This window comes from Ligilactobacillus sp. LYQ60, assembly GCF_045033015.1.
Taxonomy (GTDB): Bacteria; Bacillota; Bacilli; order Lactobacillales; family Lactobacillaceae; genus Ligilactobacillus.
The window spans coordinates 1-1,976 of sequence record NZ_JBJFZV010000011.1; the positions used below are offsets into that span (position 1 = coordinate 1).

General features: G+C 50.2%; 2 protein-coding genes. Both read right to left on the reverse strand.

Going from position 1 to position 1,976, the window contains the following annotated elements; all coding sequences use genetic code 11:
- A partial coding sequence (locus tag ACI3EZ_RS07285; RefSeq protein WP_405025970.1) for an MFS transporter occupies positions 1 to 1,303 on the reverse strand: 1,303 nt, incomplete at its 3' end.
- The coding region (locus ACI3EZ_RS07290) for a glycerophosphodiester phosphodiesterase family protein (RefSeq protein ID WP_405025971.1) at positions 1,275 to 1,976 on the reverse strand (702 nt) is incomplete at its 5' end. The genes ACI3EZ_RS07290 and ACI3EZ_RS07285, both read right to left, overlap by 29 nt.

The following is a 1,976-nucleotide window of genomic DNA, read 5'->3' on the forward strand; positions in this document are numbered from 1 at the left end:
GCCTTTGTTGGTCATGCTTGCGGTTCACAATCATGAGAACGAAAGCGGCAACGACGCCGGCCCCGGCAACCAGCACGCTGATAAAGAAGATGATCTTATAAGCTGTAATCGGGTTATGCTGGTCGATAATCATCCCGTTTAACCCGTATGCCCAAAAGACCGGGGCGTACGAGGCAAATGATCCTACACTCATTGCGGAACCGGAGTACTTTTCGGGGACTTCGATTTCACTTACTGGTGCCAGGATAATGCTTTTTGCCAGGAAAATAGCAAACGCGAAGATCATTAGTAGGATGATACTCGGCCACATGAACTGGTGGCTTTTTGGAACGATGAGAACGGCGATCAGTGCTAAGAAGGTAACCCCAAGGGAAACAAACATCATCCGCGACGTTGACTTAAAGACGTAGTCGGAGATGACCCCCGAAATGGCGCCGGCAACGACCCCCATAGCGCCGGTGTTGATGATGCCAAAGACCGATGCTTCCGTTTGGCTAATGTGAAAGACCGCCTGCAGGTACGGAACCGTGTAAATCAGGTTAATGTATGACCAGTAAATCGTTAGGGCAGTGATGCCGGCTAACCATACCCGGGGCATGGTGAGCACTTTAATGAGCCCTTTCAGCGCATCGCCGGACTTCTTTCCTTCACCGGAATCGTCCTCCGCAGCAGCAATTCCGTTTTTCGGCACAAACTTTAAGATGAAAAGAACCAGCGGGATGATTAGCAGGTTATAAACCAACATCCCGGTTTTGAAAATGGAAATGCCCCCAAAGAGGGCCATCGCCCCAACAATTAGGAGGTTCATCCCCATTTCCAACGCTCGCCGGAGGGATTCCAATAGCCCGTAGGCCAACCCCTTATGGCCCTTATCCGACATCAAATCGACCCCGTTGAGAACTGCTGGCCAGAAGAAGGCGTCCGTCAATCCCCAGATAATTGCAATGATTCGCAGAACATTAAACGTGGGGTGGAAGAAAATAATAATGAAGACGGTCGTCATTCGGATTAACAGTCCCGAGATTAGCAGCGACCGGATTGAGAACCGGTTGTTTAACCATCCGCCCGGGATGTAGAAAAAGACCGAAATACCAATCAGACTGAAGATGATCCCCAACTGGGTGTTGTTTAACCCGAGCACCTTTAATAAGAGGTCGTAAAACGTTCCCTTAAAGGCCTCAAAGCAAGAATACACGAGCTGGCCGGCAACAACGACCGTCAAAAAACCGGTCAGCTGGTTACCGGACTTAAAGCCCATTTTGTTTAGTACAGCATTAGAACCACGTGGTGAGGAATTTTCCATAGCGCGGCGCTCCTTTCTGGTGGTGCGGTGGGAATGACTGGGCAATATCAGTGAAGATGCCGTCAACGCCCCAGTTAAACAGCTCGTTGGCCCGGTCAATGGTGTCAACCGTCCAGACGTTGACTTCGTAGCCGTAGTCCTTCATTTGTTGGACGGTTCCGCGCGTCAGGTGTTCACTTTGCGGGTGAATAATCTGCGCGCCGGTTGCCTGCATAATCAGCGTCCAGTCGTCATAGAACGTGTGGTCCTCAAAAAGAACGGCGTATTCCAGGGCGGGTTTTAGTTGTTGCATCTTTAATAGCATAAGCGGATTAAACGATGAAATAATTACCCGCGAATCTGGGTTTAACCGGTCTAGGGCGGCCGCAAACTGTTTGACTAGAGAATCCGCCAGCCGGTTGGCGTTCGGGCCGATGACCGCTTTAAGCTCGATGTTGATGTTAACCTTACTACGGTTTATAAAGTCAATTAACTCATCAAGCGTTGGAACTTTCACTCCCGTAAATTCAGAATCAAACCAGCTTCCCGCGTCCAGCTGCCGGAGGTCATTGAACATGATGTCCGTTAACGGCCCGCTTCCCGAAGTTGTCCGGTCAAGGTAGTCATCGTGCAACACCACGACGTGTTCATCCTTGGTAATGCCTAAATCGGTTTCAAGCCACCGTACCCCGTA